Genomic DNA, 26804 nt, shown 5'->3' with positions numbered 1-26804 from the left:
TCCAGCACCTGGCCGGCATGAAGGACTCGAAGACCATCGTCGCCATCAACAAGGATCCGGAAGCGCCGATCTTCTCGGTGGCCGATTACGGCATCGTCGGCGACCTGTTCGAGGTCGTGCCGGCGCTGGTCAAGGAACTGGGCTAAGCTCACAGCGTCGTCCCCGCGCAGGCGGGAACCCAAGTTCGTGGCGTATCACTAGCGTTTGACGCAGTGGCTGCATATAAAAACCTGGGTTCCCGCCTTTTTCACGACCTACAATTGACGTATACGTAAAACGAAACAAAGGAGACCACGGTGAGCTACAACGCCCCCCTGAAAGATATGCTGTTCGTGGTGAACGAACTGGCCAACCTGGCCGAGATCAACCAGCTGCCCGGCTGCGAAGACGCGACCCCGGACACCGTCGAAGCGGTGCTGGAAGAGAGCGCGAAATTCTGCGGCGGCGTGGTCGCCCCGCTGAACCATTCCGGCGACAAGGAGCCCAGCTTCTGGCACGACGGCCAGGTCACCACCTCGAAGGGTTTCAAGGAAGCCTTCCGCGGCTTCGCCGAAGCCGGCTGGCAGGGTGTGCAGCACCCGGCGGAATTCGGCGGCCAGGGCCTGCCGAAGCTGGTCGCCACGCCCTGCGTGGAGATGCTGCACGGCGCCAACCTGGCGTTCGCCCTGGTCGCGCTGCTGACCGACGGCGCCATCGAAGCCCTGCTGACCGCCGGCAGCGATGAGCAGAAAGCCCGCTTCATCGAGCCGCTCATCAGCGGCAAGTGGACCGGCACCATGAACCTGACCGAGCCGCAGGCCGGTTCCGACCTGGCCGCCGTGCGCACCCGCGCCGTGCCCCAGGGCGACGGCACCTACAAGATCTTCGGCACCAAGATCTTCATCACCTACGGCGAGCACGACATGGCCGAGAACATCATCCACCTGGTCCTGGCGCGCACGCCGGACGCGCCTCCGGGCGTGAAGGGGATCTCGCTGTTCATCGTGCCGAAGTTCCTGGTCAACGAAGACGGCTCGCTGGGCGAGCGCAACGACGCCCACTGCGTCTCGATCGAACACAAGCTGGGCATCAAGGCCAGCCCGACGGCCGTGCTGCAGTTCGGCGACCACGGCGGCGCCATCGGCACCCTAGTGGGCGAGGAAAACCGCGGTCTCGAATACATGTTCATCATGATGAACGCGGCCCGCTTCGGCGTCGGCATGCAGGGCGTCGGCCTGGCCGAGCACGCCTACCAGCAGGCGGTCGCTTTCGCGAAAGAGCGCGTGCAGTCGCGCGCCGTCGAAGGCTCGAGCGGCCCGGTCGCCATCATCAACCACCCCGACGTGCGCCGCATGCTGATGTCGATGCGTTCGCAGACCGAGGCGGCGCGTGCGCTGGCCTATGTGGGCGCGGCCTATAGCGACCTGGCGCACAGCCATCCGGACGAGTCGGTGCGCAAGGCCAACCTGGCGATCTACGAATACCTGGTCCCGGTCATCAAGGGCTGGTCGACCGAGATGTCCGAGAACGTCGCCCGCGACGGCGTGCAGGTGCACGGCGGCATGGGCTTCATCGAAGAGACCGGCGCGGCCCAGCACTACCGCGACGCCAAGATCCTGACCATCTACGAAGGCACGACCGCGATCCAGGCCAACGACCTGGTGGGCCGCAAGACGGCGCGCGACGGCGGCGCGGTGGCGAAATCCATCATCGCCCAGGTCCGCGCCACCGAGGCTGCACTGGCCGAGCGCCAGGGCGCCGCGCATTCTGCCGATTTCGCCGCCATCCGTTCGCAACTGGCGGCCGGCAGCGCTGCGCTGGAGCAGGTGGTCGACTTCGTGGTCGCCAATACCAGGCTCGAGCCGCGCGCCGTGTTCGCCGGCAGCGTGCTCTACCTGAAGCTGGCCGGCATCGTGCTGGGCGGCTGGCAGATGGCGCGCGCGGCCCTGGTGGCGCAGCAGAAGCTCGACGCGGGCGAGGGCGATGCCGCCTTCTACCGCGCCAAGATCGGCACCTCCCGCTTCTTCGCCGACCACGTGCTGTCGAAGGCGGGCGGCCTGCGCCATGCGATCGTCGAGGGCAGCGCCGGCGTGCTGGCGCTGGACGTCGAGCAGTTCTGACCGGAAATCGGCGCCGCCCGGCGCCATCGGCTTCGAAGGCGGCGCTTGCGCCGCTTTTTTTTGATTTGTCGCCTGCGCCGGCGCCAATCGACAAGCTGTGGCGCGCTTCCCGAGCGCTGAGCCAGACACCGGCGCACTTGAGAAATCCTAAAAGTCGGCGGGCCCACCTGTCCAGAATCGGAACTGATCATCCACCGACAGGAGCTCCCATGGTTTCTTTCCAGTCCTGCACGAGTTTCCGGCTGTCCATCGCCGCCGCGGCGCTGTCCGCCCTGACTGCCTGTGGCGGCGGCGGCTCGTCGACGCCGGCCACCGACCCATTGCCGCCGACCCCGCCGACCATCCCCGACCCGCCCACCAATCCTCCGCCGCCGCCGCCGACCACGCCGCCGCCACCTGCCGATCCGGCACCGCCGCCCGACATCAAGCTCGCGGCGGGCTACACCGACATCAACGCCGCCGAGCGCCTCAGCCAGGCCCATTGGCCGGCCTGGCCCAGCACCGGGACCAGGATCGTCGACGGTGTCGGCTGCGCCACCAGCGAGGCCTACCACATCCATTCGATGCTCTCGATCTACCGGGATGGGGTGCGCCTGCAGGTGCCGGCCAACATCGGGATCACCAGCTGCCACTACGACCTGCACACCCACGACATGACGGGAGTGATCCATATCGAGACCCCGGTGCCCAAGGTCTTCACGCTGAGGCAGTTCTTCTCGCTATGGGGGCAGCCGCTGAGCGCCGCCCAGGTCGCCGGGCTGGCGGGTACGCCGACCTTCTACGTGATCCAGAATGAAAAGCTCACGCGCGTGACGACGGATCCCGCCGCGATCACGCTCGAGCCTCACAAGGAGATCGTGATCGTCGTCGGTACGCCGCCGGTGGAAGTGCCGCGCTGGAACTGGGCTGCCACCGCCCTGTAGACCGAGGGCCGGGCGCCGCCACCCTTCAGCCGTAGGCGCCGCCCGTGTAGAGGAGGTCGAACAGGCGTGACAGCACCGCGATGACGCCGGTGGCGCCGACCAGCATGGTCAGCACCAGCAGCACCGCGAGCGGCCAGTTCGAGCGCGATGCGCGGCCGGACGAGGCGTTGAACTTCGCGTCCCATTTCTCGTCGGGGGTGAGGCCGATCGCCAGTGCTTCGACGAAGCCGACGATGCAGGAAATGAAGATGGGCAGCAGCACCCAGAAGGCATTCGGCGCATGGCCCACGCCGTAGACCAGGCCGGCGACGGGCAGGCTGCAGACGTGCAGCAGGCCGAGCCGGTCGACGCTGCCGCGCAGATAGAAACGGTGGACGCCGAGGCCGCCGAGGAGGAAGGCGAGGGCGGTGGCGAGGGTCTTGTTCTTGTGGTTCGACATCGACTGCTGGACTCGGCTTGTTGTTGTGAAAAGGAAAGATTGAAGTATCGTCCAAAACGGCCGCGGAAGCAGCATTTTTCGTGGCTTTCGGCGGCGCTTGCCAGGCGCCGGGCAGCCGTCGATGTAGCGTTGTTGGGAAAAATAGGCGATAATGCTGGATTCGGCCGGTCTGCGCGCCGGGTTTTTAGTTTTTTGACAAACGCTTGCTGAGGCACGGCGCGGCGCGCTATAATCGTCGGCTTTCTCCGTCCAGCACAATTTTTTGGAAATATTATGGTCGTTATTCGTTTAGCTCGTGGTGGTGCCAAGAAGCGCCCGTTCTACAACATCGTTGCAACCGACTCGCGCAACCGTCGCGATGGCCGTTTCATCGAGCGCATCGGCTACTACAACCCGATGGCTTCGGGCAAGGAAGTTGGCCTGAACATCACCGCTGACCGTCTGGCTTACTGGCAAGGCGTTGGCGCACAACTGTCGCCGACCGTTGCTCGCCTGGTCGCTGGCCAGCAAGTCGCTGCGTAATTAGTCCCCGCACTAATTACCAAGTCTGCGAAAGTTTTACTGGTTTGACCGATTCAATAGCAATCCCTGACGACCTGGTACAGGTCGGGCACATCACCGGCGCCTACGGGATCCGGGGTGGCATCCGCATCGCGCCGTACTCGGCGGATGCCGATGCGCTGCTGAACGTGAAAACCTGGTGGCTCGACAAGCCGGCGCTGCGTCCCGTGCAGGTGCGCAGCGCGAAGTACCATAGTGGCGATGTGACCGCCACCCTGGTCGATGTCACCGACCGCAGTCTCGCCGAGGCCCTGAAGGGTGCCACGGTGCAGGTGTCGCGGGCGGATTTTCCGGAACTGCCGGAAGACGAATACTACTGGTCGGACCTGATCGGCCTGGATGCCGTGAACCTGCAGGGCGAAGCCCTCGGGAAGATTGCCGACATGATGAGCAACGGTCCGCAGTCCATCCTGCGCATCGTGCCGGACCTGAATCCGGATATGCCCGACGCCAAGCCTGAAGAGCGCCTGGTGCCTTTCGTGGACCAGTACGTCAAGACCGTCGACCTGAAGGCAAGACTGATTACCCTGGACTGGGGCCTGGATTATTGACCCCATCCTTCTGAAGCGAGATCCCGATGCAGTTTGACGTCGTGAGCTTGTTTCCCGAGATGTTTGCCGCTCTGACGCAGTCGGGTGTGACCCGGCGCGCGCACGAGCAGGGCTTGTGGAACCTGTCGATCTGGAATCCGCGCGATTTCACGCAGGACCGCCACCGCACCGTGGACGATCGCCCCTATGGCGGCGGTCCCGGCATGGTGATGCTGGCCAGGCCCCTCGAAGCGACGATCGCCGCGGCAAAGCAGCGCCAGATCGACCTCGGCCTGCCGGCGCCGCGCGTGGTGTTCATGTCGCCGCAGGGCAAGCCGCTGACGCACGAGCGCGTGATGGCGCTGAAGGACGAGCCCGGCCTGGTCGTGCTGTGCGGCCGCTACGAAGCGGTCGACCAGCGCCTGCTGGACCGTTGCGTCGATGAAGAGATTTCGCTGGGCGACTTCGTGCTGTCCGGCGGAGAATTGCCGGCGATGGCGCTGATGGATGCCGTGGTGCGCCACATCCCGGGCGTGCTGGGCGACGATGCCTCGGCGGTCGAAGACAGCTTCGTCAACGGCCTGCTGGATTCGCCGCATTACACGCGTCCGGAAGTGTATGAAGGCGTGGCCGTGCCGCCCGTGCTGATGGGTGGCAACCACGCAGAGATCATGAAGTGGCGTCGCCAGCGCATGCTGGAGGCGACCGCGAAGAAACGGCCCGATCTGCTGGACAAGGCGCGCAGCGCCGGTCAGTTGAGCAAGGCCGACGAGAAGTTCCTGGCAGGGCTGGACAAGGCTGCCGAATAGAATTGCATCATGTTGGTGCAACGGCGGGTAGTACAACCCGCATGTTTTAATTCCATCCTCTACCGGGCAACCTGGTACAGCGCCGGCACGATGGTCATTGGAGTGTTAAAAATGGATCTGATCCAGCAACTCGAGCAAGAAGAAATTGCGCGCCTCGGCCGCAATATCCCTGATTTCGCACCGGGCGACACCGTTGTCGTCAGCGTCAACGTCGTCGAAGGCAACCGCAAGCGCGCCCAGGCATACGAAGGCGTGGTCATCTCGCGTCGTAACCGCGGCCTGAACTCGAACTTCATCGTTCGTAAGATCTCGTCGGGCGAAGGCGTCGAGCGTACCTTCCAGCTGTACTCGCCGCTGATCGCTTCGATCGAAGTGAAGCGTCGTGGTGATGTGCGCCGTGCGAAGCTGTACTATCTGCGTGAGCGTTCGGGCAAATCGGCACGTATCAAAGAGAAACTGCCGACCCGCAAGACCGCCGCTGCCGCTCAGTAATAGCGTTAGTAGCTTGAAAAAGGCATCCGCAGGGATGCCTTTTTCTTTTCCGGAGAAGCCTTTTGGTAAAACTGCATCTCGATCCCCAGCGCCTGCCCGTCGACTCGATCGCCGGCGAAGCCGCGCTGCCGCCTGAGCGCCTGCGCGCCGACTGGCTGCGCCAGCGCCTGGCCCATCCGCCGGCGTGGATGCCCGAGCTGCCGAACGACTTGCGCGAGCGCTTCCCCAAGCTGCGCCGCGCCGCCGTGCTGGTGCCCATCGTCCAGCGCCCCGAGGGCCTGACGGTCCTGCTGACCCAGCGCACCGCCCACCTGAACAACCATGGCGGCCAGATCAGCTTTCCCGGCGGCAGCGCCGAAGAGCTGGATTCCTCGTCCATCGAAACCGCCCTGCGCGAAACCGAGGAAGAGATCGGCCTGGCGCGCCGCCACGTCGAGATCATCGGCGTGCTGCCCGACCACATCACCGCCTCCAGCTACCTGGTGACGCCGGTGATCGGCCTGGTCACGCCGCCCTTCGAACTGATCGCGGAATCGAATGAGGTCGCCGAGATCTTCGAAGTGCCGCTGTCCTTCCTGATGGACGGCATGAACCACCAGCGCATGTCTTTCGAGCTGCCGGAAGGGGCGGGCAGGCGCAGCTTCTACGCCATGCCTTACGAGCGCTTCTTTATCTGGGGCGCGACGGCCGGCATGCTGCGCAACCTGTTCCATTTGCTGCGAGCTTAAAAATTCAGCGGATCCGTATTTGATTGATTGCGTCCACTGCGCTATCGTAGCGGGCAATGAAGTCTGGCAACAATTCAAAGGAACGTGAATGACCTTTTTCTCTATTCTGTGCGCGCTGCTGATCGAGCAGTTGAAGCCGCTGCGCGCGGATAACCAGATCTACGCCGAGATCAAGCGCTTCGCCATGCGCATCGAAGCCTGGTTCAATGCCGGCCAGGTGAGCCATGGCCGGCTGGGCTGGTTCCTGATGATGGGCATCCTGATGGTGCCGACCGCCGTCATCTACTGGGTGCTGATGTACTACGGCTTCGTGTTCGCGGCCTTTGCCTGGAACGTGCTGATCGTCTACCTGACCCTCGGTTTCCGCCATTACAGCCATTACTTCACCTCGATCCAGTTCGCCCTGAACGCCGGCGACGAGCCCACCGCGCGCACCCTGCTTGCCGAATGGACCAAGGTCGACACGGTCGGCATGGACAGTACCGAGATCGCCCGCCTGGCCGTCGAGAAATCGCTGATCACGACCCACCGCAACGTGTTCGGCGTGTTCTTCTGGTTCCTGATGCCGCTGGGCCCGGCCTGCGCCGTGATGTACCGCGTGTCCGAATACCTGGCTCGCGCCTGGAACGAGCCCGACCACATGCGCAACGAGGCCTTCGGCCAGTTCGCGGCCCGCGCTTTTTACTGGATCGACTGGATTCCGGTGCGGCTGACGGCGATCGCCTTCGCCGTGGTCGGCAATTTCGAGGACGCGATCTATGCCTGGCGCAATTTTGCCGGCCGCTGGGCCGACGAGTCGAAGGGCATCATCCTGGCGGCCGGCGGCGGCGCCATGGGCGTGCGCCTCGGCTCGCCGAACGAGACCGCGCCCCGGGTCCTGCCGGCGGACGCCGCCACCGTCGACCTCTCCGACAGCGAGGCCGATGTGCTGCCGGGCGAGGAGCCGAACGTGCGCGCACTACAGAGCACCGTCGGCCTGGTCTGGCGTGCGCTGTTATTATGGATGCTGCTCCTGCTCCTGCTTTCCGGCGCGGTCTTGCTTGGTTGAACACTCCCGGAAGAGGACGAGGCTGTAAAGTCTCGTCCGCAGGTCTTCTATAAGATATAATACTGGGGTTGTTCTCATCCACGCTTCATGTTTCAGTAAGCCGCACTATGGCCGATTTACCGCAAACCGGGAAAGAACACGCCGACGAATTCTTCATTCTCGGCGTAACGAGTAAGGGCAGGCAGTTCCGCCCGAGTGACTGGGCAGAGCGTCTGTGCGGTGTCATGTCGTGCTTCCGGCCGGCGGGCAGCGGCGGACCGAATGCCCACTTGAAGTTCTCTCCCTACGTCCATCCGACCATCGTCAACGGCGTCAAGTCCGTGGTGGTCAATAACGCCCTCAAGAATGTCGAGCCCCTGGCTTACCACTTCGTGGTGAACTTTGCCAAGGACAACGACCTGCAGATGGTCGACGCCTGCTACGTCCCGCCGCCGGGCGAAAAGAAGCCGAGCGCCTGATAAGGCCGCCATGGCGGCGTTGCGCCGGCTCGCCGTGCTTGCGTACTGTCTTCGTCCGCGCGCCTTGCCCGGGGCGCTTTCTCAGGCGCTCGGTATCCTATTCCTGATTTGCGGTGCTAGAATGAGCGCTTGAAGACGGAGGATGCCATGGAAGTCGGCAAGCTCAGCACTACGGACACCGTCTGCTGCTCCCGCGACGAGAGCGTGCAAGGTGCGGCCTTCCTCATGCGCAAGCACCATGTCGGCGACCTCATCGTGGTCGACGAGCCGGACGGCGAGCGCATACCCGTCGGCATCGTCACCGACCGCGACATCGTGGTTTCCGTCATCGCCCTCGGCCTCGATCCCCTCGGCCTGCAAGTGGGCGACATCATGACCGACGACCTGCTCACCGCCGGCGAAAACGACGACATCTACGCCACCATCGAGCGCATGCGCCTGCGCGGCATCCGGCGCGTGCCGGTCGTGTCCGACAGCGGGACGCTGGCCGGCATCGTCAGCGCCGACGATCTCCTGACCTTCCTGGCCGAGGAGATGGAAGAGCTGTCGCGCATCAGTCCCTACCAGCAACAGCACGAAAGGCGGGCCCGGCAGTAAAAACCGGCCTGCGAGGCCTGCTCAGTTCCCGGTAATCTGCAACTAACCGACAGGGGACTCGACGTTGACAAGCGGTAAGCCAGCCCTAAGTCGGCCTCTGTTACCATGCTGTGCTGTCGCGCAAGCCTTGTGCGGCAGACATGACAGACAGATACTGACAGACGGGGTGACATGAGCTCGAGCTTCCTGCAGCGCGGCGTGGCCGCATATGTGATCGTCGGCGGCCTGGCCTTCGTGGCCGCCGCGCCGGCCTGGTCCCAGCTGGCGCCCAGTGCGCCGGCGAACGCGGCCCCGCCGATCGCGGCCCGGCCGAAAGGCGTGGTGCAGGGGCCCTCGGTCGAGGGCATCACCGAATACCGGCTGCCGAACGGCCTGAAGGTGCTGCTGTTCCCGGATTCCTCGCGCCCGACCGTCACCGTCAACGTCACCTACCTGGTCGGCTCGCGCCACGAGAACTACGGCGAAACCGGCATGGCCCACCTGCTGGAGCATCTGATGTTCAAGGGCGCGGCCAGGCACAGCGACATCGTCCAGCAATTCTCCAACCGCGGCATGCAGTTCAACGGCACCACCTCGCTGGACCGCACCAATTATTACGAAGTCTTCCAGGCCTCGCCGGAAAACCTCCAGTGGGCGCTGGAGATGGAAGCCGACCGCATGACCCATTCCTTCATCGCCAGGAAGGACCTCGATTCCGAGATGACGGTCGTGCGCAACGAATACGAGAATGGCGAGAACTCGCCCGGCGCGGTGCTGATGAAGCGCATGCAGAGCGTCGCCTACGACTGGCACGCCTATGGCCGCGCAACCATCGGCAACAAGAGCGACATCGAGAACGTCAAGATCTCGAACCTGCAGAATTTCTATCGCACTTATTACCAGCCGGACAATGCCGTGCTGTTGGTGGCCGGCAAGTTCGACCCCAGCCAGACCCTGCGCTCGATCAGCAAACTGTTCGGCGCGATCCCGAAACCCAAGCGCACGCTGCCGGAATTCTGGACCGTCGAGCCGACCCAGGACGGCGACCGCAGCTTCACCGTGCGGCGCCAGGGCGACGTCCAGATCGTCGCCGTGGCCTACCACGTGCCGTCCGGCCTGCACGACGACAGCGACGTGCTGAGCTTCTCCTCGACCATCCTCGGCGACGTGCCGACCGGCCGCCTGCACAAGCTGCTGGTCGAGACCGGCAAGGCCAGCCAGGTGTTTTCCTTCGCCCAGACCGGTTACGCGCCGGGCCTGCAGTACTTCGGCGCCGTGGTGAAGAAGGGCGAGCCGATCGAGCCGGTGCGTGCAGCACTCACGGAAGCGGTCGAGGATTTCAGCAAGCATCCGCCCACGCCCGAGGAGATGCAGCGCACCAGGCTGTCCTACCTGAACAGCATCGAGCGCAGCCTGAACGACCCGCAGCAGGTGGGCGTCGCGCTGTCCGACACCATCGCCCTGGGCGACTGGCGCCTGTTCTTCGTCGGACGCGACAAGATCGAGAAGGTCACGGCCCAGCAGGTCGCAGAAGTGTCGGCCCGCTACTTCAAGCGCGACAACCGCATCACCGGCACCTTCCTGCCGGACGATCAAGCGCAGCGCGCCGTGATCCCGCCGGCGCCCAGCGTGGAAAGCCTGCTGAAGGACTTCAAGCCGCAAGCCTCGACCCTGAGCGCCGAGGACTTCGAGCCGAGCCAGGCCAACATCATGAAGCGCACGACGCTCACCACGGCGGGCGGCGTCAAGCTGGCCTTGCTGGCGAAGAAGAACCGCGGCCAGACCGTCACGGTCGACCTGCGCCAGCACTTCGGCGACGAGCAGAACCTGTTCGGCAAGGGCGCGGTGCCGGGCCTGACGGCGGCGATGCTGACCCGCGGCACGACCAGGTATGACCGCGTGCAGCTGGCCGACGCTTTCGAAAAGCTGAAGGTGGCCGGCGGCCTGACCCATTTCCAGACCACCCGCGAGAACCTGCCGGAAGCCTTGAAGCTGGTGGCCCACGTGCTGAAGGAGCCGAGCTTCCCGGCGGCCGAGTTCGAGCAGCTGCGGCAGCAGTCGCTGGTGGCCCTGGAGGCCAGCCGCGCCGAACCGCCGAACCTGGCTTCGCGCGCCCTGAACGAGCATTTCGACATCTATCCGAAGGGCGACGTGCGCCACGAGACCACGCTCGACGAGGACATCGCCGACATCAAGGCTGCGACCCTGGACCAGTTGAAGGCCTTCCACCGCGACTACTACGGCAGCAATCCGGCCGAGCTGGCCATCGTCGGCGACTTCGACGACAAGGCCATCGTGCCCCTGGTCGACCAGCTGTTCGGACAGTGGAAGGCGCCAATGCACGTGGCGCCCGTGCTGCGCAAGTATGCGGACATCAAGCCCATACATGAAACGTTGAACGCGCCCGACAAGGAGAACGGGTTCTACGCCGCGCGTATGAATCTCGACCTGAACGTCGACGATCCCGACTACCCGGCGCTGATGCTGGCCGATTACATCTTCGGCGGTGGCGGCGGGCTGAAATCGCGCCTGCTGGACCGCATCCGCCAGAAGGAGGGCCTGTCCTATGGCGGCGGTACCCAGCTGTCGGCGGGCGAGTGGGACCGCGCCGGCATGTTCGGCATCAGCGCCATCGCCGCGCCGCAGAACCTGGCCAAGGTCGACGTCGCCGTGCGCGAGGAGCTGGCGCGCGCGCTCAAGGATGGCTTCACTGCTGCGGAACTCGCCGGGGCCAAATCCGGTCTCATGCAACAGAGGGTCCAGAACCGCGCCGACGACGGCACGCTGGCGGCCGGCTGGACGTCCTACCTGTACCGCGACAAGACCTATGAATGGTCGGCCGATTTCGAAAAACGCATGATGGCCGTCACCTTGCCCCAGCTGAACGCTGCCTTCCGCAAGGCCATCGACCCGGCGAAATTGTCGGTCGTCATGGCCGGCGACCAGGCCAAGGCCAAGCCGGCAAAGTAGTCTGGGCTTAAATGGGCCTGAGCGGGCCTGCGCGGGCCCGAGGGGGCGCATGAATGCAACACTCAGCCGTTTAGAATTTAAAGAAATGGTTGAGATACTTGGTCAATGCCCGGTGCGGGCGCTATGATGTTGCCTGCTGGCAGTGTTTCTAGTAGGCAGCAAACATTGCGCCAAGATATTGTGAAGGATGCATCATGAAGGGCATGACCAAACCACCGCCGAGCGGGATCTCTTACGCCGGCAAGGTTGTGCTGGTAACCGGCGCTTCCAGTGGCCTGGGACGCGCGATGGCGCTCGCATTCGGACGCGCGGGCGCCTGCGTGGTCGTCGCGGATACTTCCATCGACGGCGGCCACATGACCGCCGCCTTGATCGTCGAAGCGGGCGGCAAGGCTTTATTTGTTAAAACGAATGTAACGGTCGCGCAGGAGGTCGAAGCGCTGATCGACAAGGCGGTTTCGCACTACGGCCGCATCGACGTCGCCGTCAACGGCGCCGGCATCGAGGAAGAATCCCTGCCGCTGGCCGAAGGCGACGACGAGCAGTTCGAGCGCATCATGAACGTCAACGTCAAGGGCGTCTGGCTGTGCATGAAGAGCCAGCTGCGCCAGATGCTGAACCAGGAAGGCGGCGGCGTCATCTGCAACGTGGCCGACGCCGGCGGCCTGGTGGCGGCGCCGAACCGCGCCATCTACGCGGCCTCCAAGCATGCCGTGGTCGGCCTGACCAGGACCGCGGCCGTGGAATACGCCAAATCCGGCATCCGCGTGAACAGCCTGTGCCCGGGCGCCGTCAAGACCCCGATGCTGGCCCGCATGCTCGAGCGCGAACCGGGCCGCGACAGGAAGCTGAAGGCGGCCCACCCGATGGGGCGCATCGCCGAGCCGGCGGAAATCGCCAGCGCGGCTTTGTGGCTGTGTTCGGAGCAGGCGTCCTTCGTTACCGGTCATCAATTGGCCATCGATGGCGGCCTGACCGCGATGTAATTCGATGCGCGGACGTGGGGGCGTCGCACACCACGCCGCACCTCACGTCGCGCTCAACTCCGCCACGAAATCGTACATATCGCCGCGGAAATAGGAACGGCAAAACTCCACCGCCTGCCCGTCCGGCAAGAAGCCCAGCCGTTCCACGCACAGCCCGGCATCGCCTTCCTTCGACTGCAGCAGCTTGGCCTGCTCTGCATTCAGCAGCAGGGCCGACAATCTCTGCAGCGCCCGCACCGGGCGCTTGCCGGCCGCTTCCAGCGCCTCGTACATCGAGGTGTCGACCGCATCCAGCGAGGGCAGGGCGGAGGCGGCGATGGTCGCGTATTCCAGGCACATCGGCATGTCGTCGGCGTAGCGAATGCGGTTGAAGCGGTACACCGCGGCGCCCGGCGACAGCCGCAGGCGCAGCGCCTCTTCCGGCGTGACCGTCCCTTCCGAACGTTTCAGCCAGACGCTGCGCGGCGTGCGTCCGCGCGAGCGCATGTCTTCGGAGAACGAGGTCAGCTTGGCGAAATTCTTCTCGATACGGGTATTGATGAAGTTGCCCGATCCCGGGCGGCGTACCAGTAAACCTTCCTCGACCAGGCCGTCGATCGCCTTGCGCACCGTGATGCGCGAAATGTCCAGTTCGGACGCCAGCTGGCGCTCCGCCGGCAGTGCCTCGGCCGGGCCGTAGAGGCCGCGGTCGATCGCTTCGCGCAGGGCGCGCTGCAACTGCTGGTAGAGCGGCAGGTTGCTGGTGGCGGAAAGGTGGTGCATCAACTGCGCGAGAGAGGACATGCGGCGAAAGGTCTGTGTGAATCCGCCGATAATACCAAAAAAAGACCGCTTGCCGAGAAGGCTATTTCGGGCGCGGATTCCGCAATCCGCGGTCGGCCTCTACCCGCTTGCCCGAGCGGATGTCGCGCACCGCCATGCCCACCGCGCGCGCCACGTTGCGCACTTCCTCCTGGAAGGCGGTGTCGCGGTCGAGGGTCTCGTGGCTGTCGGCATAGGATTCGTAATAGCCGACGAAGCGGTCGAGCAGGGCAGTGGGACTCGACGAGATCAGCCCCATCCAGTCCAGCCAGTCGGACAGCGAGCGGCGCGTGCCCTCAATGCCGGCAACGTCGCCATGCACCACCAGGCCGTAGGCGCGGCCGGCCAGGTGTTTCGGATAGTCCCAGTTCTTCTCGAGTTCCTTGGCTTCCCCGGCTTCCTTGCCGTGGGTCGAACTGGGGTCGGGATTGCCGCCGTCGGCGCAGACCAGGCGGTCGATCATCAGCTTCAGCACCGAGGGCGACTGGTACCAGTAGACCGGGGTCAGGATGATGATGCCGTGGGCCGATACCCATTTCTCGTAGATCTCGTTCATCCAGTCGTTGTTCTGGTGCAGCGAGTGGTTCGGGTAGCAGCTGCAGGGCCAGTGGCATAGCGGCATCGCCGTGGACACGCAGGCTTTACAGGGATGGATGTGGCGGTCGAAGTCGGAAATGATGCGGGACAGGTCGAGCAGGTCGGTATCGAAGCCTTCGGCCAGCAGGACTTCTTCGCACATCCTGGCCAGGCGCCAGGTCTTCGAAATCTCGCTGGGGCAACTGCCGTCGTTGCGCGCCGCGCCGTTGATCAGCAGGATGCGGCTGAGCGTGTTCGGATCCTTCTGCTTCGCCTCGGCGGCCAGCAGGCGGTCGTGGGCGTCCTTCCACTCGACCGAGAGATCGTAGTCCGGGTCGGCATAGCCCGGTCCCGCCTTCACCGTCACCGGCGCCTTGTGCGAGCCGGTATAGGCCTGCCAGGCGATTTCCTCGACGGCCGCCAGTTCGTGGCCGACGTTTTCGTAGAGGGGATCGAAGAAGTTGCGCGAGAAGCGCAGGCGGAATTCGTCGCGGTCGAGCTTGGCGGGCGCCTGGCCCTTGCGTACGGTGGTCATGAGCGGTCCCCGGAATGATGTCCATCGGATTATGGACCGCGCTCATGGCCGGGCCGGTACGCCAGCTAACGCTGAAACGAAAAAGGCGGTACGGCCCCGGGGACCGCACCGCCATCCGGCGTCAACCGCATGCGCGCCGTATCGTGGATTACTTGTTGTTGCCGCCCGGGTTAGGGTGGTTCGCCAATACGATGAAGTACTTGGCGGCGTCGGACAGGCCGCCGCCCGCCTTCACGGACTGGAAGGTTGCAATCGCCTTGTCCTTCTGGCCGGCGCGCATGTAGGCCATGCCCAGGCGCAGCTTGGCTTCGTCAGGCGACTTCAGGCCGCCCTTGGCGATACCTTGTTCGATGAAGCCGATGCCCTTGTCGAACTGGTCCATGGTCACGTAGGCCCAGCCCAGGTTGACCAGGCCGGCGCCGGTCTTCGACTTGGAGGCCGAGGCTTCGCCCGAGGCGATGTTCTTGGCATCGTTGGCGGCTTCCCTGGTGGCGCGGTCGCGCAGCTGGCGGTGCTGGGCGGCGCTGCTGCCGGTGCCCAGTGCGCCGGCGGCGTAGCCTGCGTCCACGACCTTCTTGGCTTCGGTCGGGAAACCATCCTTCAGCGCCAGTTCGGCCAGTTCGTTGTACATCTCCGGCGTCATGACTTTGACGGCCGCGAATTCGAGGCGCAGGACGTCGGTGATGTTGGCTTCCTGGAAGCCCGGCTTGCGCACGATGCCGCGGCTGATCACGTCCATCCAGTAGTCGTCGTTCGGATAGTAGGTGATCAGCTGCTCGAGGCCGTACAGGTAGGCGGCATCATCCTTGACGCGGTTGGCGGCCGAGGCGTACAGGCGCAGGTCTTCGTTCGACGGCGTCTTGCCGGCTTTTGCGGCGGCTTCCAGCTGCGGACGCAGCAGCTTCATCGCGCCGGCGAAGTCGTTGCTCAGGTAGTAGGAACGGATCAGCGGCGCGGTGGCGGCGTCCGAATTCGGGTTCTCTTCCTGGAAGCGCTTGAACCACTCGATCGCCTTCGGATAGTTCTTGGCGTTGTAGTACATGCCGGCCAGGGCCTGGGTGAACTGGGGCTTGTCGGCTGCCGGCAGCTTGCCCGAGGCCAGGATGGCTTCCAGGGCTGCGATCGACGCCTGGTCGTTGTTGGTGGCGGTTGCCAGCGACAGCTTCAGGCGGTTCAGCACATAGGTTTCATACGGGGTCTTGTCCGGGAAGGCCTCGGCCTGGGCAACGCGGTTCTGGACTTCGGTGTAGTTCTTCGCGTCCATCAGCGGCTTGATCTGGGCCGAGTCGAGCAGCTTGAACAAGTCCGGGCGGACGGTGTCCGGCTTCGGCTGTGCGGCGGCTGCCTGATCGTTCTTGTCTTGCGCGTAGGCGCTGTGCGTGAGTGCCGGTGCAGCGTTCAGGCCGATAGCGGCCAGCATCAGGGCAAGGCGGGCAAAACGGAATTGGGACATGAATAATCCTTCTCTTTTGGTAACTCGGACAAAGCGTGCATTGTCCCACAAACTGGAATAAGGGGGCCGGACAATTGTGCCGCAGGCCGGGCTGCGGCAAGCGCGTCGTTACAATGGGTTACGTCAGATGCATAAAGGCAAGCTTTAGAAGCCAGGCACTGGGCACACGCCCTCTGCCTCGATCTCTCCGGCCAGCCAGGCATTCACGGCTTCCAGCGCCGGCGGCGCGAAGCCGTAGGTCATCAGGGCCGGGGCGCCGAAGTCCAGTGCCTGGTAGGGATTCCACAGCGCGAGGTGGAGGTCGGGTGTCCAGTTGGCGCGTGCGTGCGGGCCGTAGCGGCGGCGCGAAGTCGAGGCCAGCACCGTGAAGCGGCCGTCCTGCGGCAGCGCCTGCCAGTCGAAGGCTTCCGGATCGGCAAAGGTCAGCAGCTCGACCTCGTACAGCTTGCCGAGCGAGGCGGCGATGTTCGCCGCCGGCACGCCGGCTTCCGACACGCCGTCGCTGACCACGTCCTGGCGCGCGACCAGGCGGATCTTGCTGCCGGGAGCCGGACGGGATGGCGTCCCGCGTGCGGTGAGGGCGCGGCGCCAGGCGCGCGCCATCAGGGCGCGGTCCGCCGCGTCAAGGGCGTAGGGGACGCTGCCGGCCGGATGCGCCTGCGCCAGCTTGTCCAGGCGGTCAAGGCGGGCCTGCACCTCCGCCAGGGACAGGGTGCCGTCGGCAATCGCGGCGGCGATCGCGTCCAGGGTCTCCTGCTGGGTCTCGCGGCTGCCGATCGCCATCACCATGTCGGCGCCGGCCACCAGCGCATTCACGGCGGCCTGGCCGGCGCTGTAGCGGTGCGCGATCGCGTGCATGTCCATGCCGTCGGTGATGATCACGCCCTGATAGCCCATCTTCTCGCGCAGCAGGTCCGTCAGGATGGCGCGCGACATGGTGGCCGGGTTGTGCGGATCCAGCGCCGGGTAGACGATGTGGGCGGTCATGACGGCCGGCGCGTGCGGCGCGGCGGCGCGGAAGGGCGCGAACTCGAAACGCTCGAGCTCCGCCAGTTCCTTGTCGACTTGCGGCAGGTCGCGGTGCGAGTCGACGTGGGTGTCGCCATGGCCGGGGAAGTGCTTGACGCAGCAGGCCACGCCCTCGGATTCGCTGCCGTCCATCCAGGCCATCGCCAGCTCGGCCGCGCGTTCCGGATCGGCGCCGAAGGAGCGCTCGGCGATGACCGGGTTCAGCGGGTTGTTGTTCAGGTCCAGCACCGGCGCGAAGTTCCAGTTGAAGCCCATGGACTTCACGGCGCGGGCGACGGCGGCGCCGACTTCCTTCGCCAGCATCGTATCGTTGGCCGCGCCCAGCGCCATCGCCGACGGCGGCGGCGGCACCCACAGCGAGCGCACCACGGCGCCGCCTTCCTGGTCGAGGGCGATCAGGGCGGCCGGGCCCATCGCTTCACGCAGATCGGTATTGAAACGGGTGAGTTGCGCCGCGTCCGTCATGTTCTGTCGGAACAGGCAGGCGCCGCGGATGGCGTTCTCGCGGATGAAGGCGGCGGTGTCCGCATCCAGGTCCGTGCCGAACAGCCGGATCATGATCAGCTGGCCGGCGAGTTTGCGGTAATCGTTCATGATGCGCTTAGTTGGTCCTGGTGACTTTGCTGAGGTGGCGCGGCTGGTCCGGGTTCAGGCCGCGCGCCTTCGCCAGGCCAGCCGCCATCACGTAGAAGGCCTGGATCGCCACGATCGGGTCGAGGTCCGGGGTCGACGCCACCGGCAGGTCGAGGTCGCGGCCGGCCACGTCCTGCGGCGCCGCCAGCAGCACGCGCGCGCCGCGTCCGCGCATCTCTTCGGCCAGCGCCACCAGGCCAGCCTGGGCAGGGCCGCGGGTCGCGAAGATCAGCAGGGGATAGCCTTCCTCGATCAGCGCCATCGGGCCGTGCTTGATCTCGGCGCCGGAGAAGGCTTCCGCCTGCAGGGCCGAGGTCTCCTTGAATTTCAGGGCCGATTCCAGCGCCACCGGGAAGCTGATGCCGCGGCCGACCACCATGATGTTGCGGGCCGGGGCCAGGATCTCGATCGCCTTCGACCAATCGGTTTCGGTGGCGCGCTGCAGGGCCTCGGGCAGGGCGCGCAGGCCGTCCTTCAGCTCGGCATCACCTTGCCATTCGGCCACCAGGCGGGCGCCGGCGGTGAGGCTGGTGATGAAGCTCTTGGTGGCGGCCACGCTCTTCTCTTTGCCGGCATGCAGCGGCATCGCCCATTCGGCGGCCTTGGCCAGCGGCGACTCGATGTCGTTGACCAGCGCGACCGTGGTGGCGCCGCCGTCGCGGAAGTAGCGGATCGGCTCGACCACGTCCGGGCTCTGGCCCGACTGCGAGATCGATACCGCCAGCGTGCCCCGGGTCTGCAGCGGCGATTTATACAGGGTCACCAGCGACATCGGCAGCGAGGTCACCAGGCGGCCCAGGCGCGCCATGGTCAGGTAGGCGAAGTAGCTGGAGGCGTGGTCCGAGCTGCCGCGCGCCACCGTCACCACGTTGTTGAAGCTGGCGGCGCGTAGCTGGCGGCCGAGTTCCGCATAACGATCGACTTCGTTCGACAGTTGCAGGGCGACGCAATGGGCGGCGGACTTGGCTTCTTCCAGCATCAGCGAGGTGGGTTCAGAGCTCACACAATTCTCCTTCGATACAGACAGCTTTAATGCATAGGTTACGGTCGAGGACGACCAGGTCGGCAAAGCAGCCGGGCGCCAGGCGTCCGCGGCGGGTTTCGCCGAGGTAGTCGGCGGCATTCGTGGATACGCGGCGCGAGGCGTCTTCGATCGACAGGCCGATCGAGACCAGGTTGCGCAGCGCCTGGTCCATGGTCAGGGTGCTGCCGGCCAGGGTGCCGTCGGCCAGGCGCACGCCGCCCATGCATTTATGGACCACCTGGCGTCCCAGCATGTACTGGCCGTCCGGCATGCCGGCGGCGGCGGTCGAATCGGTCACGCAGAACAGCTTCGGGATGGCGCGCAGCGCCACCCTGATCGCGCCCGGGTGCACGTGCAGCAGGTCGGGGATGATCTCGGCGTACTGCGCATGCGCCAGCGCGGCGCCGGCCATGCCGGGTTCGCGGTGGTGCAGGCCGGGCATGGCGTTGAACAGGTGGGTAAAGCCGGCCGCGCCGTTCTCCAGCGCCTTGACGCCGTCTTCATACGAGCCGGTGGTATGGCCGATCTGCACGCGGATGCCGGCGTCCGCCATCTGCCTGACGAGCGCCAGGTGGCCGTCGACCTCGGGCGCCACGGTAATCAGGCGCATCGGCGCCTGGGCGTTGAAGCGGTTCACTTCAATCATCGAGGCTTCGCGCGCGAACGGCGGCTGGGCGCCCAGCTTGCCCGAGTTGATGTAGGGGCCTTCGAGGTGGACGCCGAGGATGCGGGCTTCGTCCTTGCCGCGCTCCTTGCAGGCGCCGCCGATGGCGGCGAGGGCGCGCTCGATGTCTTCCACCGGCGCGGTCATGGTGGTGGCCAGCAGGCTCGTCGTGCCGTGCTTCGCGTGCAGGCGGGCGATCACGTGCGGGGCGTCGCCGCCTTCCATCATGTCGCGGCCGGCGCCGCCGTGGACGTGCAGGTCGATGAAGCCGGGCAGGATGTAGTCGTCGCCGTTGGACGAGGGATCGGCCGCCTGGCCGTCGATGGCGGCGATGGTGTTGGGTTCGGCGTCGGCCAGGCGGATTTCGCCGCGGATCCAGCCGCCGGGAGTGAGGATATTGCCTTTCATTGGCTGTGGTTCCTTGCAATATGAAGCTGAATCATGCGCAGCGCGCCGGCCGCGGAATCGCCCTGCGGCGGCGTGGTGCGCGCCAGCAGGCCGGAGGGGAGGAAGTCGCGCAGGGCCGCACCGAGGCCGCCGCACAGGGCCAGCGGCAGCCTGCCCTCGGGGTCGAGGGCCTGGGCGATGCAGGCGACTTCGGCGCCGGCGTCGAGCAGGATGGCGCGCGCCGCCGGATCGCCGGCCGCCGGATCGTCCGCCTCGGTGCTTCCATGTTGCAGCACCAGCGGCGCCAGGCTGGCGTAGGCGGTCTGGGTGGCCTTGCCGAGCCAGACCTGGATCGCGTCGCGATTGCCGCCGCAAGCCTCGATGACGCTGTCGGCGAAGGCGCTGGGTTCGCGGCGGCCGTCCAGCACCTGCTCGATGTGGCCGATGGCGCGCAGGCCGATCCAGCCGCCGCTGGCTTCGTCGCCGGCGGGGAAGCCCCAGCCGCCGACTTCGCGCCGGGTGCCGTCCGCGAAAAGCACTTCGCCGACGCTGCCGGTGCCGATCGCGACGATGGCGCCGGGCGCGCCGCCGTGGGCGCCCATCAGGGTGGTGAAGGCGTCGGTCTCGAGGCGGATGGCGGCGTAGCCGGGATTGGCGGCCACGAATTCGGCCGCCCACTGCTTGTTGTGCACGCCCGCCAGGCCGAGGCCGATGGCCACGCGGTCGAGCGGGGGCTGGTCGATGCCGGCGGCCGCGAAGGCGGCGCCGGCGGCCTGCTGGACGGCGTCCCAGGCGCGGTGGATGCCGAGGCTCAGCCCGGAGGGGCCGCCGGCGCCCTGGGCCAGTTCATGATGGCCCGGATGCGCATCCGCACGCGCGAGGCGTACCCGCGTGCCGGTGCCGCCGCCGTCGACGCCGAGAAGATAATCGATCATGTTGAGTTCGTGCCGGGGAAGGTCAGGGCACTATAGGAGCAGCTGACAGGCCTGTCAACAGGTATTTAAGTGGTATGCAAAAATACGATACCAGTTTCAGCTAACTTGCTGATCCTTAAGGTGGCGACTGGTATGGTCGGTGGTATTGTCCTGGTGGCCGGCGCGCAGCCAGCCGAACAGGATGGCCATCATGAAGGGACCGACGAAGAGGCCGATCACGCCCAGGGTCGAGACGCCGCCGAGCAGGCCGAACAGCACGGCCAGGAAGGGCAGGTTGACGCGGTGGCCGATCAGCTTGGGGCGGATGAACTTGTCGACCATGAAGAGTTCGACCGCGCCCCAGCTGAACAGGCCCAGCGCCGCGCCCGAGTGGCCCTGGCCCAGCAGCAGCAGGGAGACCATGGTGAAGGACAGCGGCGCGCCGCCCGGCACCAGGGCCAGGTAGCCGGTGATCACGCCCAGCAGGGCGGGCGCTGGGGCGCCGGCCAGGAAGTAGGCGATGCCGAGCACCACCCCCTCGAGGATGGCGACCGAGCACAGGCCCAGCGCGGTGCCGCGCACCGACAGCGGAAGCAGCCAGCGCAGGTTGGCGTAGTAGGCCGGCAGCAGGCGCTCGCCGGCGCGGTCGGTGTAGCGCACCACGGCCGGGCCGTGCACGTACAGCATGAACAGGGTGAGCAGGGCCAGGAACAGGTAGAGGGCATTGGCCAGGATGATCGAGCCCCAGGTGCGCGCGGCGCCGGTCAGGTGCGGCATGATGTCGCCGACCGTGCTGCGGATCAGGCTGCCGATGCCGCCCGGCAGGGCCAGGTGCTCGTTCCACCACTTGGCCGCCGGCTCGGCCACCATCGGCAGCTTGGCGAGCCAGGCCGGCACCGGCACGCCGGCTTCGTTCAGGTGGGCCAGCAGCCGTTGCACGCCGGCCAGTTCGCTGCTCAGGGTGTTGAACAGCACGAAGGAGGGACCGGCGAAGGCCGCCACCAGCAGCGCGACCAGGAAGGCCGCGCTGAGCGGCCGCGGCCAGCCGCGCCGCAGCAGGCGTTCGTGCAGAGGCCAGGTGATCACCGCCAGCAGGGCCGCCCAGGCGAGCGAACCCACGAAGTGCCGCAGCACGAACGCGAGCCCGATCGCGAACAGCAGGGGTAGCGCGGATTGCGCCAGGGGGGAATGCCGCATGTGATGCCTGGTCTCTTTCGAATGCCTGTCTTACGCGCGCTGCAGGGCGGCGATGCGCTCTTCGCAGGACGGATGGGTGCTGAACAAGGACAGCATACCACCGCCGGCAATGCCCGATGCGGCCATGTTCTTCGGCAGGTCGCCCTGTTCGATGCCGCCCAGGCGGCGCAGGGCCGCGATCATCGGACGCGGGGTGCCGATGATCCGGGCCGAGCCGCGGTCGGCGCGGAATTCGCGCTGGCGCGAGAACCAGGCCACGATGATGCTGGCTACCAGGCCGAACAGCAGGTCGCAGACGAACGAGGTGACGTAGAAGGCGATGCCGGGGCCGCTGTTTTCCTCGCCGCGGCGCAGGAAGCTGTCGACCGCGTAGGCGACCACGCGCGCCAGGAACACCACGAAGGTATTCACCACGCCCTGGATCAGGGTCAGGGTGACCATGTCGCCGTTGGCGACGTGGGCCACCTCGTGCGCCAGCACGCCTTCGATCTCTTCGTGGGTCATCGACTGCAGCAGGCCGGTCGACACCGCCACCAGCGACGAGTTCCTGGTCGCGCCGGTGGCGAAGGCGTTCGGCGCGCCATCATAGACGGCCACTTCCGGCATCGCGATGCCGGCGCGCTGGGCCTGGGAAGCGACCGTGTTCATCAGCCACACTTCGGTGGCATTCGACGGCTGCTGGATCACGCGTGCGCCCGTGCTCCACTTGGCGATCGGCTTGGACAGCCACAGCGAGATGAAGGCGCCGCCGAAGCCCATCAGCGCGGCGAAGCCGAGCAGGGCGCCCAGGTTGAGGCCGTTCGCGGTCAGGTAGCGGTTGACGCCGAGCAGGCTGGCCGAGATGCCCAGCACGAGCATGATGGCCAGGTTCGTCGCGAGAAAAAGAAGGATGCGTTTCATGATGGCTTACCCCATGGAGGTTATATTTCCAGAGTGTAAGGATAGAACATTGTATTGATCGTAAAAAGCGCAGTTTTTCGGATATTGACTTCGAAAAAATCGAAGCCACGCGCAAACCCCGTCACGGGCGGCATCATCCTGATCCCCCTGATCATCGGCATCGCCATGATCTTCTATGACGCCAGGAGCGCCCTGGGCTGGCTGCTGGCGGTCGGCTCCCTGACCGGCCTGGTGTTCGGCGTGATCGCCTCGCTCAGCATGAGCCTGCGCACCATGTCGGCATTCGAACTCATCTGCATCCTGGTGCTGGCTTTTGGCGGGCTGGGCCTGTTCCTGCGCTCGCTGCGCAGTCAGGCGCGCGAAGAGGCCGCCGCCTGACTGAAGAGGGGCCCTCAGTGGATGCCGGCATCCGCCTCGTTGCGTAGGCGTGCGCGCCAGGCGCCCAGCGCCGACAGGGCCGACTGGAATTTGCGCTCGATCAGGTCGGCCTCCGCCGGAGTGACCCTACCATCGATCAATGCGCTCGACACGGCTTCGGCCACCGCTCCCACTTCGCTCATCACCCGGCACACGGTCTGCGACAGGTCGTCCTGGCGTGCGCTTTCAGGCTGCGGCACCACGAAGGCCGCCATCCCATGGCGTACCAGCAGCGCGTGCAGCGGCAGGTGGGCGTCCGGCACGCCTGCCTGGTGGCAGCGTTCGACGATCAATGACACCTCTTCGAAGGACGGATAGTGCGAGGCGATCGTCGGCGCCAGCTTGTTGCGCAGGACGTTTACCGAGATGCCCAGTTCGCGGGCCAGCGCTTCCAGGCCGCCCGGGTATTTGCGGGCCACCGTGTAGAGGGCATCGTGCTGGTTCATGTCCATGTAGCGTCGGGTCATGGTAATCCTTTGATATTTTTACCGGTGCATGTCAACATGCCCGTCGTTATCCTGATTCTAACTTTCGTCGGCACTCCTGACCATGCTGAAGCCCTTTTCGAAGTATGCACATGTCGCCTTGGCGTTCGCGCTGATCCTGTCGCTGGCTTCAGTCCCGGTGGATGCCAGTCCGTCCAGCTCCTCCTCCTTCAAGAGCGGGTTCTCGTCGCAGCGTTCGTCGTCGTCTTCGTCGAAGTCCTTGTCGTCGCCGAAGCCGTCGAAGTCCTCGTCGGGCGGCTTCGGCTCCTTCAGCTCCTCGCGGTCTCCGGATGCGCGCAAGCCGGATTCGGCGCTGTCGCGCAAGCTGGACAGGGAGAGGTCGGACGCGAATGCGCTGCGCACCCTGGACGAACGGCGCGCGGCGCAGGCGGCACGGGAGTCGCGCGATACGGCGCGGCCGGCGCCGGGCTATGAGCAGCGCGACGGTCGCGCGCCGCAGCAAGGCAATGGCTACGGTTACGGATACGGGAACGCGCCGCCCGCGCAGCCGCCGATCATCATCAACAACAACGGTGGCAGCGGCCTGGGACCCATCGTGGCCGGCGCCATCCTGGCGCGGCAGGCGGCGAACGCGCATGCCAACGGCAATCACGCGAGCAGCGGTAACGGCAATGGCGGCAACAGCGGCAACAGCGGCGGCTATTACCCGGCGCCGGACGGTTCCGCCGGCGGCCTGGCCAGCCAGGCCGGTGCCAACAGCGTCGGCACCGGCGGCAGCGGCAACGGCGCGGCGGCAGGAAGCGCGGTGCCGGCGCCGGCGGCGAAGGACAGCGGCGGATCGCTGTTCGTCACCTTCGTCTGGCTGTGCGTGCTGTCGCTGATCGGCTGGTGCATCTACTTTGTATGGAAGCGCGCGAAAGCCCGCCGCGCCGCCAGCAAACCGAATTATTCGTTCGAAAGGAATTGAGCAGATGGCCTGGAAGGATGTATTCAGTTACGTGCGCGGCATCGCTGCAAAGAAGGGCGTGGCCCAGGGCGAGGCGCGGATGGACGAGGGCGTGCCGCTGGACGCGCGCATCGGCAGCGTGGTGCAGTTGCAGCACTCGCCGATCATCCGCGCCCAGGCCAACGGTTCGCTGATCGCCACGCCGGCGCCGGGCGACACCCGCATCCTGGCGGTCTCGCAGATGCGCCTGCAGCCGGATACCGAGCTGTATCGCCTCTACCTGGACAAGGGCGACGAGGACGCGAAAGAAAAATTCCTGCAGGTGTTCTGCGGCGACGACGGCAAGGTCGCCGAGATCCTCTACTGCACCCAGCTGGCGAGGGTGGTCCCGGAAACCGCCGACGACCAGGACGCCTACACCGGCCAGGCCGGCTACGGCCTCGGCGACCCCGGCTACACGCTGTGGCGCGAGCAGCTGGCCGACATGCTGGGCGAGCCCGAACTGGCAGCGGTGTTCGGCGACAGCGAACGCCTCGACTACGTGCGCGATGCCGGAGGCAGCAGCGCGGACTTCGTCCAGCCCTTCCACGGCCGCGAGACCCGCATCGACGACGCCCAAGGCGTGCACGGCCTGCGCCAGGAGCTCTACTTCATGCCCTATGTGCGCGAGCTGGCGGGCGGCGGCCGCGAATATCTGTTGATCACCACCGAGATCGTCGAAAGCGTCGATGGCGACACCTCGAAGCGCGGCATCCACGTCGACTTCGTGATCGGCATCCCGATGGAGCAGGAACGCATCGTCATTCAGTGACATCTTCATCTCTACCAACGAAAGGAACGACAATGAGCAACGCAAGCGGATGGGGCCTGACTGCACGGCTGGTGACGAAACACTTCGGCGCCCTCGGCGACCGGATCTCGGAAGCCATCGCCAACTTCGATCCGGAGACCGCGACCGAGGCCGACCGCGACCGCCTGGTCGACACCCTGCGCGACACCGCGCAACTGCTGGCGACGGCGCGCGCTTCCTTCGACAAGGAGCACCAGGACGTGGTCAGCCTGCAGACCCTGATCGCCAGCGACGAGCGCGCCGCCGAGAAGCTGGCCGAGCGCCTGGCCGCCGGCACCATCTCGGAAGCCACGGTGACCCTGTTCTGCGACGAGCTGGAAGCCAACAAGGCGCGCCTGCCGCAGGAAATCCAGGAAGAAGCGGACGCCAGGGCTTACATGGACGAGCTGCAGAAGATCGTCGACGCGCTGTCCAAGCAGCTGGCGGACTTCGACGCCCAGGCGCGCAAGGCGATCCAGCAGCTGGCCGCGGCCAAGGCTCAGAAGGAACTGCAGGAACTGCGCATGGAACGCCAGGCCCAGCTGGCCGGCCTGTCAGGCATGCGCGGCAACTCGACGGCGCTGAACGCGCTCACCAAGCGCGCCCAGGCCGTCAGCAACGAAGCGGCCGGCCTGCGTATCGTCGCCGACATCGGCCAGAAGCCGCTTGACCAGCAGGCCGAACTCGATGCGATCCGCAAGTCGGTGAGCCAGCCGGAAACGGCCGGCGAGAGCGCGCTGGAGCGCCTCAAGCGCCTGTCGGGCAAGACCGCTGCCTGATTCGCTATTCTGAATCGCGCAGCCAGGACTTGCTTAATTGCTTGGCGGGGAGGGGAGCCGTGGCGACCGCCGCGGCCTGGTCGCGCTGGGCGAACTCGTGCTTGGACTTGCGCTGCCTGGCCGGCGCGCTGAACTTCGCTTTGATGCCCAGCACGCATCGGTAAATCAGCGCGCCGACGCCCAGGATCAATGCGCTGGCGGTGATCGCCAATCCGTCGGGCCGGCCGGCGATGACGAAAATGCAGACGAAAGCGATGAGGTCGAGGCAGTAGATATAGTTGAATCGCGCCTTTTTCTCAGAAGCGAGCTTGGTAACGGACATGCTGAATTCCAGGTAAATCTCGCAGCGGGCGTATGCCGCGCATGCATGTCGCCGATTCTATCATTTCCACATGGAAATTTTGCGTGATTCTTTCGCAACGGCGGAGCCAGTACGATTATTGCGCCCGGTAATCGACCACCAGCGATTTCTCCAGGCAAGCACCGAGGGTGTCGAATGCGAACGGGACGACGCGGCGCAGGGTGGAAGATGCTTCGATGGCCATGTAACGACGATAGCCAAGGGCAAGCACCTTGCGGCGCACGATTGACAGCTTGTTTGACACGCCATAATCGTTGAGCAAGACTGCGGTCACGCGTCACGTGGAGGTTGGTA

Annotated in this window: 29 protein-coding genes and 1 pseudogene; 17 read left to right on the top strand and 13 right to left on the bottom strand. The window is 65.8% G+C overall.

Translation table 11 applies throughout. The annotated features are described in order from the left end of the window. The 3 genes and pseudogenes from AC1DOP_RS24900 to AC1DOP_RS24890 form a co-directional block, all read left to right on the top strand. A pseudogene (locus tag AC1DOP_RS24900) lies at positions 1–146 on the top strand (electron transfer flavoprotein subunit alpha/FixB family protein); the annotation flags it as partial. Between the two features lie 150 nt (positions 147–296). Then, positions 297–2099: an acyl-CoA dehydrogenase gene (locus AC1DOP_RS24895; protein WP_477253930.1), complete on the top strand. Its 1803-nt coding sequence runs from the start codon at positions 297–299 to the stop codon at positions 2097–2099. Positions 2100–2308: 209 nt separating this feature from the next. Then, complete coding sequence (locus tag AC1DOP_RS24890; protein WP_442124610.1) at positions 2309–3022, top strand: hypothetical protein; 714 nt, start codon at positions 2309–2311, stop codon at positions 3020–3022. A gap of 25 nt (positions 3023–3047) precedes the next feature. Here the strand turns inward: AC1DOP_RS24890 and AC1DOP_RS24885 are convergent, their stop codons facing one another. Beyond that, positions 3048–3461, bottom strand: a complete 414-nt coding sequence (locus AC1DOP_RS24885; RefSeq protein WP_442124609.1) for a TM2 domain-containing protein — start codon at positions 3459–3461, stop codon at positions 3048–3050. A 273-nt stretch (positions 3462–3734) separates the two neighbouring features. Here AC1DOP_RS24885 and rpsP point away from each other — a divergent pair, with 273 nt between their 5' ends. The 10 genes from rpsP (at position 3735) to AC1DOP_RS24835 (ending at position 12619) form a co-directional block, all read left to right on the top strand. Continuing rightward, complete coding sequence (rpsP, locus tag AC1DOP_RS24880) at positions 3735–3983, top strand: 30S ribosomal protein S16 (protein ID WP_442124608.1); 249 nt, start codon at positions 3735–3737, stop codon at positions 3981–3983. Positions 3984–4039: 56 nt separating this feature from the next. Then, complete coding sequence (gene rimM / locus AC1DOP_RS24875) at positions 4040–4573, top strand: ribosome maturation factor RimM (protein WP_442124613.1); 534 nt, start codon at positions 4040–4042, stop codon at positions 4571–4573. 26 nt (positions 4574–4599) lie between these two features. After that, positions 4600–5361, top strand: a complete 762-nt coding sequence (gene trmD / locus AC1DOP_RS24870; RefSeq protein ID WP_442124607.1) for a tRNA (guanosine(37)-N1)-methyltransferase TrmD — start codon at positions 4600–4602, stop codon at positions 5359–5361. Between the two features lie 111 nt (positions 5362–5472). Further along, positions 5473–5853, top strand: a complete 381-nt coding sequence (rplS, locus tag AC1DOP_RS24865; protein ID WP_258844539.1) for a 50S ribosomal protein L19 — start codon at positions 5473–5475, stop codon at positions 5851–5853. Between the two features lie 62 nt (positions 5854–5915). Continuing rightward, complete coding sequence (locus AC1DOP_RS24860) at positions 5916–6581, top strand: CoA pyrophosphatase (RefSeq protein WP_442124606.1); 666 nt, start codon at positions 5916–5918, stop codon at positions 6579–6581. An 88-nt stretch (positions 6582–6669) separates the two neighbouring features. After that, complete coding sequence (locus AC1DOP_RS24855; protein ID WP_442124605.1) at positions 6670–7629, top strand: CobD/CbiB family protein; 960 nt, start codon at positions 6670–6672, stop codon at positions 7627–7629. 107 nt (positions 7630–7736) lie between these two features. Further along, positions 7737–8087: a DUF3579 domain-containing protein gene (locus AC1DOP_RS24850; RefSeq protein WP_442124604.1), complete on the top strand. Its 351-nt coding sequence runs from the start codon at positions 7737–7739 to the stop codon at positions 8085–8087. 129 nt (positions 8088–8216) lie between these two features. Further along, a complete protein-coding gene (locus tag AC1DOP_RS24845; RefSeq protein WP_442124603.1) occupies positions 8217–8684 on the top strand; it encodes a CBS domain-containing protein in 468 nt (155 codons plus the stop codon). A 171-nt stretch (positions 8685–8855) separates the two neighbouring features. After that, positions 8856–11633 (top strand): M16 family metallopeptidase, encoded by a 2778-nt coding sequence (locus AC1DOP_RS24840; RefSeq protein ID WP_477253926.1) that lies wholly within the window; start codon positions 8856–8858, stop codon positions 11631–11633. 194 nt (positions 11634–11827) lie between these two features. Next, entirely contained in the window at positions 11828–12619 is a 792-nt protein-coding gene (locus tag AC1DOP_RS24835) for an SDR family oxidoreductase (protein ID WP_442124601.1), read from the top strand. A gap of 42 nt (positions 12620–12661) precedes the next feature. On the opposite strand, the gene AC1DOP_RS24830 is transcribed toward AC1DOP_RS24835, so the two are convergent. The 9 genes from AC1DOP_RS24830 to htpX all read right to left on the bottom strand — a co-directional run bounded on the left by AC1DOP_RS24830 (position 12662) and on the right by htpX (position 22732). Further along, the gene (locus AC1DOP_RS24830; RefSeq protein WP_442124600.1) at positions 12662–13402 is read right to left on the bottom strand and encodes a GntR family transcriptional regulator; all 741 of its coding nucleotides are present in this window, start codon (positions 13400–13402) and stop codon (positions 12662–12664) included. Positions 13403–13463: 61 nt separating this feature from the next. Next, positions 13464–14531, bottom strand: a complete 1068-nt coding sequence (locus AC1DOP_RS24825; RefSeq protein ID WP_442124599.1) for a flavodoxin family protein — start codon at positions 14529–14531, stop codon at positions 13464–13466. 148 nt (positions 14532–14679) lie between these two features. Then, entirely contained in the window at positions 14680–15984 is a 1305-nt protein-coding gene (locus AC1DOP_RS24820) for a tetratricopeptide repeat protein (RefSeq protein WP_477253923.1), read from the bottom strand. A gap of 144 nt (positions 15985–16128) precedes the next feature. Beyond that, positions 16129–17607, bottom strand: a complete 1479-nt coding sequence (nagZ, locus tag AC1DOP_RS24815; protein WP_477253921.1) for a beta-N-acetylhexosaminidase — start codon at positions 17605–17607, stop codon at positions 16129–16131. A gap of 7 nt (positions 17608–17614) precedes the next feature. Continuing rightward, on the bottom strand, positions 17615–18625 hold the full coding sequence (locus AC1DOP_RS24810) for an SIS domain-containing protein (protein ID WP_477253933.1): 1011 nt from the start codon (positions 18623–18625) through the stop codon (positions 17615–17617). Positions 18626–18638: 13 nt separating this feature from the next. Beyond that, positions 18639–19742 (bottom strand): N-acetylglucosamine-6-phosphate deacetylase, encoded by a 1104-nt coding sequence (gene nagA / locus AC1DOP_RS24805; RefSeq protein ID WP_477253919.1) that lies wholly within the window; start codon positions 19740–19742, stop codon positions 18639–18641. After that, a complete protein-coding gene (locus tag AC1DOP_RS24800) occupies positions 19739–20656 on the bottom strand; it encodes a glucosamine kinase nucleotide-binding domain-containing protein (protein WP_477253918.1) in 918 nt (305 codons plus the stop codon). Before AC1DOP_RS24800 ends, nagA begins: the two co-directional genes overlap by 4 nt. A gap of 96 nt (positions 20657–20752) precedes the next feature. Beyond that, a complete protein-coding gene (locus tag AC1DOP_RS24795) occupies positions 20753–21832 on the bottom strand; it encodes an AI-2E family transporter (RefSeq protein WP_442124594.1) in 1080 nt (359 codons plus the stop codon). A gap of 30 nt (positions 21833–21862) precedes the next feature. Then, positions 21863–22732: a protease HtpX gene (htpX, locus tag AC1DOP_RS24790; protein ID WP_442124593.1), complete on the bottom strand. Its 870-nt coding sequence runs from the start codon at positions 22730–22732 to the stop codon at positions 21863–21865. A gap of 84 nt (positions 22733–22816) precedes the next feature. On the opposite strand from htpX, the gene AC1DOP_RS24785 reads away from it, so the two are divergent. Beyond that, positions 22817–23110, top strand: coding sequence for a hypothetical protein (locus AC1DOP_RS24785; protein ID WP_442124592.1), 294 nt, complete (start codon positions 22817–22819; stop codon positions 23108–23110). A 14-nt stretch (positions 23111–23124) separates the two neighbouring features. Here the strand turns inward: AC1DOP_RS24785 and AC1DOP_RS24780 are convergent, their stop codons facing one another. Continuing rightward, complete coding sequence (locus tag AC1DOP_RS24780) at positions 23125–23616, bottom strand: phage regulatory CII family protein (protein ID WP_442124591.1); 492 nt, start codon at positions 23614–23616, stop codon at positions 23125–23127. 82 nt (positions 23617–23698) lie between these two features. Between AC1DOP_RS24780 and AC1DOP_RS24775 the strand changes: the two genes are divergently transcribed. Genes AC1DOP_RS24775 through AC1DOP_RS24765 form a run of 3 tightly spaced genes read left to right on the top strand, consistent with a single transcriptional unit; the run spans position 23699 to position 26149 of the window. Then, entirely contained in the window at positions 23699–24562 is an 864-nt protein-coding gene (locus AC1DOP_RS24775; protein ID WP_477253914.1) for a hypothetical protein, read from the top strand. A gap of 4 nt (positions 24563–24566) precedes the next feature. Then, entirely contained in the window at positions 24567–25352 is a 786-nt protein-coding gene (locus tag AC1DOP_RS24770; RefSeq protein ID WP_442124589.1) for a DUF2491 family protein, read from the top strand. A 32-nt stretch (positions 25353–25384) separates the two neighbouring features. Beyond that, positions 25385–26149, top strand: coding sequence for a hypothetical protein (locus AC1DOP_RS24765; protein WP_442124588.1), 765 nt, complete (start codon positions 25385–25387; stop codon positions 26147–26149). Positions 26150–26153: 4 nt separating this feature from the next. Here the strand turns inward: AC1DOP_RS24765 and AC1DOP_RS24760 are convergent, their stop codons facing one another. Together AC1DOP_RS24760 and AC1DOP_RS24755 are read right to left on the bottom strand one after the other, a co-directional pair. Beyond that, complete coding sequence (locus AC1DOP_RS24760; RefSeq protein WP_442124587.1) at positions 26154–26471, bottom strand: hypothetical protein; 318 nt, start codon at positions 26469–26471, stop codon at positions 26154–26156. A gap of 115 nt (positions 26472–26586) precedes the next feature. Further along, a complete protein-coding gene (locus AC1DOP_RS24755; protein WP_442124586.1) occupies positions 26587–26784 on the bottom strand; it encodes a hypothetical protein in 198 nt (65 codons plus the stop codon). Positions 26785–26804: the final 20 nt, after the last annotated feature.

The sequence above is a fragment of the Massilia sp. 01N410 genome (assembly GCF_056399665.1).
This window is presented reverse-complemented; position numbering and strand designations above follow the sequence as displayed.

What these genes read in the sequence shown, in the direction of transcription:
- rpsP (WP_442124608.1), top strand. Translation starts at nt 3,735, where the DNA reads ATGGTCGTTATTCGTTTAGCTCGTGGTGGTGCCAAGAAGCGCCCGTTC.
- AC1DOP_RS24890 (WP_442124610.1), top strand. Translation starts at nt 2,309, where the DNA reads ATGGTTTCTTTCCAGTCCTGCACGAGTTTCCGGCTGTCCATCGCCGCC.
- AC1DOP_RS24795 (WP_442124594.1), bottom strand. Translation starts at nt 21,832, where the DNA reads ATGCGGCATTCCCCCCTGGCGCAATCCGCGCTACCCCTGCTGTTCGCG.
- AC1DOP_RS24850 (WP_442124604.1), top strand. Translation starts at nt 7,737, where the DNA reads ATGGCCGATTTACCGCAAACCGGGAAAGAACACGCCGACGAATTCTTC.
- nagZ (WP_477253921.1), bottom strand. Translation starts at nt 17,607, where the DNA reads ATGAACGATTACCGCAAACTCGCCGGCCAGCTGATCATGATCCGGCTG.
- AC1DOP_RS24780 (WP_442124591.1), bottom strand. Translation starts at nt 23,616, where the DNA reads ATGACCCGACGCTACATGGACATGAACCAGCACGATGCCCTCTACACG.
- AC1DOP_RS24830 (WP_442124600.1), bottom strand. Translation starts at nt 13,402, where the DNA reads ATGTCCTCTCTCGCGCAGTTGATGCACCACCTTTCCGCCACCAGCAAC.
- htpX (WP_442124593.1), bottom strand. Translation starts at nt 22,732, where the DNA reads ATGAAACGCATCCTTCTTTTTCTCGCGACGAACCTGGCCATCATGCTC.
- AC1DOP_RS24765 (WP_442124588.1), top strand. Translation starts at nt 25,385, where the DNA reads ATGAGCAACGCAAGCGGATGGGGCCTGACTGCACGGCTGGTGACGAAA.
- rplS (WP_258844539.1), top strand. Translation starts at nt 5,473, where the DNA reads ATGGATCTGATCCAGCAACTCGAGCAAGAAGAAATTGCGCGCCTCGGC.
- AC1DOP_RS24825 (WP_442124599.1), bottom strand. Translation starts at nt 14,531, where the DNA reads ATGACCACCGTACGCAAGGGCCAGGCGCCCGCCAAGCTCGACCGCGAC.
- AC1DOP_RS24820 (WP_477253923.1), bottom strand. Translation starts at nt 15,984, where the DNA reads ATGTCCCAATTCCGTTTTGCCCGCCTTGCCCTGATGCTGGCCGCTATC.
- AC1DOP_RS24810 (WP_477253933.1), bottom strand. Translation starts at nt 18,625, where the DNA reads ATGCTGGAAGAAGCCAAGTCCGCCGCCCATTGCGTCGCCCTGCAACTG.
- AC1DOP_RS24840 (WP_477253926.1), top strand. Translation starts at nt 8,856, where the DNA reads ATGAGCTCGAGCTTCCTGCAGCGCGGCGTGGCCGCATATGTGATCGTC.
- trmD (WP_442124607.1), top strand. Translation starts at nt 4,600, where the DNA reads ATGCAGTTTGACGTCGTGAGCTTGTTTCCCGAGATGTTTGCCGCTCTG.
- AC1DOP_RS24760 (WP_442124587.1), bottom strand. Translation starts at nt 26,471, where the DNA reads ATGTCCGTTACCAAGCTCGCTTCTGAGAAAAAGGCGCGATTCAACTAT.
- AC1DOP_RS24835 (WP_442124601.1), top strand. Translation starts at nt 11,828, where the DNA reads ATGAAGGGCATGACCAAACCACCGCCGAGCGGGATCTCTTACGCCGGC.
- AC1DOP_RS24855 (WP_442124605.1), top strand. Translation starts at nt 6,670, where the DNA reads ATGACCTTTTTCTCTATTCTGTGCGCGCTGCTGATCGAGCAGTTGAAG.
- AC1DOP_RS24770 (WP_442124589.1), top strand. Translation starts at nt 24,567, where the DNA reads ATGGCCTGGAAGGATGTATTCAGTTACGTGCGCGGCATCGCTGCAAAG.
- AC1DOP_RS24800 (WP_477253918.1), bottom strand. Translation starts at nt 20,656, where the DNA reads ATGATCGATTATCTTCTCGGCGTCGACGGCGGCGGCACCGGCACGCGG.
- AC1DOP_RS24775 (WP_477253914.1), top strand. Translation starts at nt 23,699, where the DNA reads ATGCTGAAGCCCTTTTCGAAGTATGCACATGTCGCCTTGGCGTTCGCG.
- nagA (WP_477253919.1), bottom strand. Translation starts at nt 19,742, where the DNA reads ATGAAAGGCAATATCCTCACTCCCGGCGGCTGGATCCGCGGCGAAATC.
- AC1DOP_RS24885 (WP_442124609.1), bottom strand. Translation starts at nt 3,461, where the DNA reads ATGTCGAACCACAAGAACAAGACCCTCGCCACCGCCCTCGCCTTCCTC.